The 7,893-nt window shown below is 69.2% G+C and carries 6 protein-coding genes and 1 pseudogene; 4 read left to right on the plus strand and 3 right to left on the minus strand.

The window, feature by feature from the left end; all coding sequences use genetic code 11:
* Nucleotides 1–240 (minus strand): annotated as a pseudogene (locus tag AC1D1G_RS37980) (ATP-dependent DNA ligase); the annotation flags it as partial.
* A gap of 92 nt (nt 241–332) precedes the next feature.
* On the opposite strand from AC1D1G_RS37980, the gene AC1D1G_RS37985 reads away from it, so the two are divergent.
* Nucleotides 333–1,631 (plus strand): NtaA/DmoA family FMN-dependent monooxygenase, encoded by a 1,299-nt coding sequence (locus tag AC1D1G_RS37985; protein ID WP_477956155.1) that lies wholly within the window; start codon nt 333–335, stop codon nt 1,629–1,631.
* Between the two features lie 2 nt (nt 1,632–1,633).
* Here AC1D1G_RS37985 and AC1D1G_RS37990 read toward each other — a convergent pair whose 3' ends face one another.
* Together AC1D1G_RS37990 and AC1D1G_RS37995 are read right to left on the minus strand one after the other, a co-directional pair.
* Nucleotides 1,634–2,416 carry a DUF427 domain-containing protein gene (locus AC1D1G_RS37990; RefSeq protein WP_477956156.1) on the minus strand — a complete coding sequence of 261 codons (783 nt, stop codon included), beginning with the start codon at nt 2,414–2,416 and terminating at the stop codon, nt 1,634–1,636.
* A gap of 44 nt (nt 2,417–2,460) precedes the next feature.
* The gene (locus tag AC1D1G_RS37995; RefSeq protein WP_477956157.1) at nt 2,461–3,201 is read right to left on the minus strand and encodes a DUF998 domain-containing protein; all 741 of its coding nucleotides are present in this window, start codon (nt 3,199–3,201) and stop codon (nt 2,461–2,463) included.
* Between the two features lie 57 nt (nt 3,202–3,258).
* On the opposite strand from AC1D1G_RS37995, the gene AC1D1G_RS38000 reads away from it, so the two are divergent.
* The 3 genes from AC1D1G_RS38000 to AC1D1G_RS38010 form a co-directional block, all read left to right on the plus strand.
* Nucleotides 3,259–6,168 carry an FAD-binding and (Fe-S)-binding domain-containing protein gene (locus tag AC1D1G_RS38000; protein WP_477956158.1) on the plus strand — a complete coding sequence of 970 codons (2,910 nt, stop codon included), beginning with the start codon at nt 3,259–3,261 and terminating at the stop codon, nt 6,166–6,168.
* A gap of 1 nt (nt 6,169) precedes the next feature.
* The gene (locus tag AC1D1G_RS38005) at nt 6,170–6,598 is read left to right on the plus strand and encodes a pyridoxamine 5'-phosphate oxidase family protein (RefSeq protein WP_105413566.1); all 429 of its coding nucleotides are present in this window, start codon (nt 6,170–6,172) and stop codon (nt 6,596–6,598) included.
* A 141-nt stretch (nt 6,599–6,739) separates the two neighbouring features.
* Nucleotides 6,740–7,893 (plus strand): FAD-dependent oxidoreductase (locus AC1D1G_RS38010; RefSeq protein ID WP_477956159.1); only part of this gene is annotated, 1,154 nt, incomplete at its 3' end.

Below are 7,893 nucleotides of genomic sequence, written 5' to 3' on the forward strand. Positions count from 1 at the left end.
GTCGAGTTCCGGCACCGTCACGGACGGCACGTCGGCCGGGGTGGCGGGAATGTCGGCGAGTGTCCGCCAGCCGATCCCGATCCGGCCCTGCCGAAGCTCCCCGGACAGCCACGCCACCACCGGTTCCACCTCGGCCGGCTCCAGTTGGGTGAGGACCTCACGCAGCGCCCCGACCTTCACCTTGCGCGAGCGCGTGGCCCCCACGTCCCGGGACGTCGCGACGATCTGCGAGAACAGCACACCCCGACGGTAACCGGAACGTCCCGTGGGCGGTCAGAATCCGCCTGATCGAAACGCTGGGCCGACCCGGCCGTCGTTCCTAGGCTTCGACGATGAGCACCCCACGACGGCGGCCGCTGAAAACGGTCACGGGAGTCAGCGGCGCCGTGAGCACCTATGCCGCCGCCATCGATCCGCAGCAGTCGACCGTCGCGTCGTCGATCGAGATCGCGAAGATCGCCGAGGCCAACAAGTTCGACGCGCTGTTCGCCGCCGACCTCCTGAGTTTCGGGGCGCAGGGCGCGATCGGCGCGCAGGAACCGCTGATCTTCCTGTCGGCACTCAGCGCCGTGACGTCGCATGTCGGGCTGATCGCGACGGTGACCACCACGTTCCACCACCCCTACAACCTCGCGCGGCTGGTCGGCACCCTCGACCACGTCAGCAACGGCCGCGCCGCCTGGAACGCCGTCACGTCCTCACTGGGCGAGGAGAACTACAGCGACCGCGACCTGCCGAGCCCCGAGGAACGCTACGCCCGCGCCACGGAATCCCTCGAGGTAATCAACGCGCTGTTCGACAGCTGGCAACCCGGGGCGCTCACGTCCGACGGTGCCGGGGGAACCACACTCGACGCCGAACGAGTGCGGCCGATCGACCACGCCGGCAGGTACTTCACGGTGAAGGGACCGTTGAACATCCCGCCGCTACCGCAGCGCCGTCCCGTGCAATTCCAGGCCGGCCAATCCGCGGCCGGGGTGGAACTCGGGGCCCGATTCGCGGAGGTCGTGTTCACGTCGCTGCCCACCCTCGAGGACGCCGTCACCTACACGAAGAGCATCCGGGCGCGGGCCACCGAACTGGGCCGCGCCGACGGACTGCCGCTGATCATGAGCTCCTTCCACGCCACCTACGGCGCGTCCGAGGAGGAAGTGCGCCGGCTGGTCCGGGAACAGGAGGAGGCGACGGACCTCGACGCCGGCCGGATCCGGCTGGAGGACATGCTCGGTGGCGACCTCGACCTGTCCGGGCTGCCGCTCGACAAGCCGATCCCGGCCGACGTCCTGCCCGACGTCCGGTCGGTGAACCGCCGCCGCGGCCGGGTCGAAATCTTCAGCCGGCTCGCCGCCTCCGGGCGGACCCTGCGCGAGCTGATCATCGCGTCCAAGGACACCGGCCACTGGGCGGTCGCGGGAACACCCGAACAACTCGCCGACGCCCTCCAGGAACGCTACGACGCGGGTGTCCTCGACGTCATCTCCCTCGGCGGGCTCGCCGAGGAACGAACCCGGGACTTCGTCGTCAACGGCCTGCTGCCCGAACTGCGGCGTCGCGGAATCGTCGGCAACGACTACGTGGGCGGCACGTTCCGGGACAATCTGGAACTACCCCCGTTGCCCCCTCGGGATTGACGTCAGTTCTCCACCTCTGTGCCGTCCACGACGATCCGCATGCGGTCGGGGTAGAACGACACGTGGTCGTCGATGCCCGACGCCTCCGCGGTGGTGAACGGGTAGAACCAAGCGGCATCCTCGACGGGGTCGGAGCCGTCCGACCCGGTGAACGATAGATACGACGCCGTCCCCTTGTACGGGCAGGACGTCCTGGTGTCGGAGGCGGTGAAGAACTCGGACCGCACGTCGATGCGGGGAACGTAGTAGCGCACCGGCAGTGACGTCTCGAACAGCAGTCGCGGGCGGACGGAGTCGGCGACGAGCGTGTCGCCGATGAACACCTCGACGTGCCGGGACGACGGCAGCACGTCGACCCGGACATACGGGTCGCGGGGGTGGACGAACACCTGCTGATCCTCCTCGTACCAGGCGTCCATCCTGTGCCAGTAGAACGCGACGTACGGGCTGAGGTCGAGGGAGTCGTCCAGTTTCACGTCGTAACCCCACACGGATTGTTCGGCGCGACGATCGCCGACGACGAGATCCCAGTACCGGGCCTTGCCCTTCCACGGGCACGTCGTGGTCGCGTCGACGGGCTCGAGGAGGTCGAAGTTCACGTCGTCGCGGGGAATGTAGTAGACGGGCAGGTGCCCCTTCTCGAACAGGTACACCGAACGGGTGGTGTCGGCGACCACCTGACCGCCGAAGAACACCCGGATGCGCTTGTGATTGGGTTCGATGGAGATGCGGCCGTTCTCCGCGAACTGCTGGGTGGCGGCGGCATGCGTGAGAGCTGTGGACATCACTCCATGGTGCGCCTTCGGCGCCCCGTGCGCCTTTTTGGTAGTCAGGGCGACCGGAACGGCGCACGGGTGCGGAGCGCCGCGACACCGGCGGTCACGACCCACACCGTGAACGGGTACAGGGCCAGGCGTTCGGTGATGCCGAACGGTTCGCCGGGGAGGAGGATCGCCACCATTCCGACGACACCGACGAGGCAGCACACACCGGTCCAGAGCGCGAAGATGCGCCAACGCGGATACAGCGCGATCGCGATGACGATCATCGCGGCGTTGCGGGCGACGAACGTCGGGGTCGCGACCAGTTGGTGCAGGTGGGCGTCCACGTTGATCGGAACGACGCCCGTCAGGGCCGCACTGACGGCCGCCAGGCAGAGCAGCGTCAACGCGGCCCGGCGCAGGCGTCCCGGTGGCAGGAACTCGCGCAGGCCCACCGCTCCCGCGAGAATGAGCACCCCGGTCAGCACGAAAGCGCTGTTGATCACCGTGTGCAGCGGTGAGCACAGCCGCGCGGCCGCAGCCTGGGCTGCGGAGCCGTCGCAGCCCGTGACACCCAGATTGCTGACCGAATTGGTCCGCACCTCGTACGGCCGCGGCCAGGCGCGTGCGGTCACGACCTCCGCGAAAAAATACAGGGCGATGAGTACCCAGGCCGTGGCTCCCACCCGCACAGCCAACAGTCGCTGGGCGGGTGACGGCGTTCGCACGACGCTCACCCCTCCGAACCGTACCCGGCTCACCGAGTGGATTGTTGACAATCTTCGGGAGCGGCTCGACCATGTAGCCATGGCCCCGCTGACGAGAATTCCGGTAGCTGACTCCGAAGAGACGGGACAGATCGACGCGTGGCTGAGCTGACACGTCCCGCCGCCGACCTGCACGCCGAGCTCGCCGAGCTGGGCATCGACCTCGACACCGGATCGCGGCGGCGCGCCGAATACTCCTTCGACGCCTCCAATTACCGGGTGCCGCCGCTGGCCGTCGCATTTCCGCGCAGCGCCGGCGACGTGGTGGCGATCGTCCGGGCCTGCACCGACCGCGGCATCCCCATCACCAGCCGGGGTGGCGGTACTTCACTGGCGGGCAACGCGATCGGCAGGGGAGTGGTGCTCGACTTCTCTCGGCACATGAATCAGGTACGGGCCGTCGACGCGTCCACCCGAACTGCCGTCGTCGAACCCGGTATCGTCCTCACGGACCTGCAGAAAGACGTGCAACTGGCGACGGACGGCGCGTTCACCTTCGCTCCCGACCCGTCCAGCAAGTCCCGCGCGACCGTTGGCGGTGCGATCGGCAACGACGCCTGCGGCAACCACTCCGTGCGGTACGGCCGCACGTCCGATCACGTCGTCGCACTCGATCTCGTGACGGCGAACGGGCACCGGCTGACCGCCACCCACGACGGGCTGTGGGCCACCGATCCGGAAGACTCATCCGCAGTGAGCGAGGCCGGGCGGATCGCCGCCGGACTCGACGCGCTCACGCAGGAGCATCTGGGCGACTTCCGGCTCGAGCTGGGCCGCATCCCACGGCAGGTATCGGGATTTCACCTGGCGAACCTGTTGCCCGAGAACGGCTTCGACGTGGCCCGCGCCCTGGTGGGAAGCGAGGGGACGTGCGCGGTGATCGTGGCCGCGACCGTCGCGCTGGTGCCGGTGCCGCCCGCAGCCATGCTGCTGTGCCTCGGATACCGCGACCTGGTGGACGCCGCCCGCGACAACGCGCTGATCCTCGCGTACTCACCCGCCGCGATCGAGGGCATCGACTCGGCGATCGTCGACACCATGCGGCACCTGCGCGGCGCCGACTCCGTTGTCGGGCTGCCCGACGGCGAGGCCTGGCTGTACGTCGACCTCGACGGCGAGGACCTCGCCGAGGTGAAACTGCGCGGGGCCGAACTGGTCTCGAAGCTGCGGGCGGCCGGACGGCTCGTCGACTCACGGGTGGTCGGAGACCCGGCGGAACGCGCGTCGCTGTGGCGGGTGCGCGAGGACGGCGCCGGACTGTCGGCCCGACTCGTCGAGGGCGGCGAATCCTGGACGGGCTGGGAGGATTCCGCCGTCGCACCCGACCAGCTGGCCGACTACCTCGTCGACATCAAGGCCCTGCTCGCCGAATTCGGGCTCACCGGCGTGATGTACGGGCACTTCGGCGCCGGGTGCATGCACATCCGCATCAACTTCGACCAGCGCACCGAAGAGGGCCGGGACGTGATGTCGCGGTTCATCCACCGCGCCGCAGAACTGTGCGTGCGGTTCGGCGGATCGATGTCGGGGGAGCACGGCGACGGTCGCGCACGGTCGGCGCTGCTGCCGATCATGTACACGCCCACCATGATGGCGGCGTTCGCGACGTTCAAGCGGCTCTGGGATCCGGCGGCCGTGCTGAACCCGGGCAGCATCGTCGACCCCGAACCGCTGCTGGGCAGCTTGGCTCTCGACGGCGTGAACCCGCGGGCGTGGCAGACGACTTTCGACCTCACCCCCACCAGCGACGTCCCCGTCGCACCGTTCGTCCACGCCGTCCAGGGGTGCATCGGGGTGGGCCGCTGCCGCGCCTCGACCGGCGGGGTGATGTGCCCCAGCTTCCGCGCGACCGGAGACGAGAAGGACTCCACCCGCGGCCGGGCCCGCGCCCTGCAGGAGATGGTCCGCAACTCGCCGACCGTCGCCGACGGATGGCGCTCCGAGGACGTCAAGGAATCCCTCGACCTCTGCCTGTCCTGCAAGGCCTGTTCCACCGACTGCCCGGTGGGCGTCGACATGGCCACGTACAAGTCCGAATTCCTCGACCACCACTACCGCGGCCGGGTGCGTCCACTGTCGCACTACTCCCTCGGGTGGCTGCCGGTGTGGCTGAAGATCGCCGAACGGTCCGCCCCCGTGGTGAATCGGCTCACCGCAGGCCGGCTGGCGAAGGTCGCGGCCAAACTGGGTGGGCTCACCCCGCACCGGTCGATGCCGGAGTTCGCGTCCCGCAAGCAGATCCGCCGCGAGGTCGGGGAGACGTCGCAGAACGGCACCGCGGACGTCGTGGTGCTCGCCGACACGTTCACCCGCGGATTCCGCCCCGAGGTGGTCGGCGCCGCCTCGCGGGTGCTCGCCGAGGCCGGCCTCAGCTCGCAGTGCCGCAGCGACGTCTGCTGCGGGCTCACCTGGATCTCCACCGGACAGCTGAAGCAGGCCAAGAAGACCCTCGCCAAGGCGGCGGAACTCCTCGACGACGGCACCGACCGCCCCATCGTAGTCCTCGAACCGAGCTGCGCCGCCGCGTTCCGCAAGGACCTGCCCGAACTCGTCCACACCGACGCCGCACGACGCGTCGCCGCCCGCGTGCAAAGCTTCGCGGGCGCCGTCCTCGAGCGGACCCAGGCAGGCTGGACCCCGAGCGTGGCGCTGCCCGACGACGTCACCGTGCAGACCCACTGCCACGAATACGCCGTGTTCGGCGCGGCCGGCCAGCGGAAGGCCCTGCAGGCAATCGGGGTCGAACGCGTCCGCGAGGCCACCGGTTGCTGCGGCGTGGCAGGAAACTTCGGGTTCGAGGCCGACCACTACGACCTCAGCATGCAGGTGGCGGAACAGGCACTCGCCCCCGCACTGCGCGACAGTCCCGAAGACGCAGTCGTGCTGACCGACGGGTTCAGCTGCCACATGCAGGTACGGCAACTCGACCCGACCCGATCGTCGCAACACCTCGCCCAGCTGCTCGACCCCGCACCACCGTCGAAACCCGAACACCAGAGCGGAGACTGACATGTCGCAGTTGTCGATGACCAGTGAACAGCGCGAGAAGTTCCTCGCCGACGTACACGTGGGGGTGATCGCCGTCGACCGCGACGGGCGGGCACCGCTCGCCGTGCCCATCTGGTACGGCTACGAACCCGGCGGCGAGGTGTACGTCTGGACCGGACGCGGGTCGCTGAAAGAGCGGCTGATCCGCGCCGCCGGCCGCTTCAGCCTCGTCGCCCAGGACGAGAAGCCGCCCTACCGGTACGTCAGCGTCGAAGGTCCGGCGGAGTTCGACGAATCACCCACCGCCGACGTCGTCCGCGAACTCGCCACCCGCTACCTCCCCGCCGAGGAGGTCGACAGTTTCGTCGAGGAGGCGTACGACGACAGCGCAATCGTCATCCGCATGCGGCCGGAGCACTGGCTGAGCGTCGACTACGGCAAAGGCGCGTAGCGCCCGTGCGCCTTTTTGGTAGCTGGGACAACCAGAAAGGCGCACGGGCGTTCAGCTCACGCTGATTCTGACGATGGCGGCGCGGGCCGATGTGCGGAAGCGTTGAAGGGCAGTTGTTCCGCCTCGACAGGAGCGCCCTTCATGACCGAACTTCTCGACCTGAGCACCGACGTCCTCGTCATCGGCGGCGGCCYCGCCGGAACGTGGGCCGCGCTGCGCGCACGGCAATCCGGGGCGGACGTCGTCCTCGTCGACAAGGGGTACTGCGGAACCAGCGGCGCCACCGCGCCTTCGGGCACCGGCGTCTGGTACGTCGACCCCGACCCGTCCGCGCGGGCGAAGGCCAAGGCCAGCCGCGAAACGCTCGGCGGCCATCTCGCCGACCACCACTGGATGGACCGCGTCCTCGACCAGACGTACGCGAACATGAATCTCCTCGCCGAGGAAGGCCGGTACCCGTTCCCCGTCGACCCCGACACAGGCAGGCAGATCCGCACCGGACTCCAAGGGCCCGAATACATGCGGCGGATGCGGGCATGGGTGAAGAAGGCGGGCGTCCGGATTCTCGACCACTCGCCGGCCCTCGAACTGCTCGTCGACACCGACGGCCAGGTGCGCGGCGCGGCGGGTTACCAGCGCCACGACGACCGCGACTACCGGATCACCGCGGGCGCCGTCGTGATCGCGAGCGGCGGCTGCGCGTTCCTGTCCCGCGCCCTGGGCACCAACGTCGACACCGGCGACGGCGCGCTGATGGCCGCCGAGGTGGGTGCCACGTTCTCCGGCATGGAGTTCTCCAATGCGTACGCGATCGTCCCCGCCAACTCCACCATCACCAAGACCGCCTACTACGGCTACGCCACGTTCTTCCACGCCGACGGACGCATCCTCGAGGGCGCCGGCTCCACAAAGGGGCGTTCGGTGATCGCGAAAACGCTGCTGTCCGAGCCGGTGTTCGCCCAACTCGACCGCGCCGACGACGACGTGCAACGCCAGATGCGGCTCGGCCAGCCCAACTTCTTCCTGCAATTCGACCGTCGTGGCATCAACCCGTTCACCGACCGCTTCGAGGTCAGCATGCTCGCCGAGGGGACGGTGCGCGGAACCGGCGGCATCGACGTCGTCGACGACACCTGCGCCACATCCGTCCCCGGCCTGTTCGCGGCGGGTGACGCCGCCACCCGCGAACGCATCTGCGGCGGCTTCACCGGCGGCGGCAGCCACAACTCGGCGTGGGCGATGTCGTCCGGCAGCTGGGCGGGCACGGGGGCCGCGCGGTTCGCGCGAACCGAACG

It is taken from the genome of Rhodococcus sp. P3_B8, assembly GCF_056402775.1.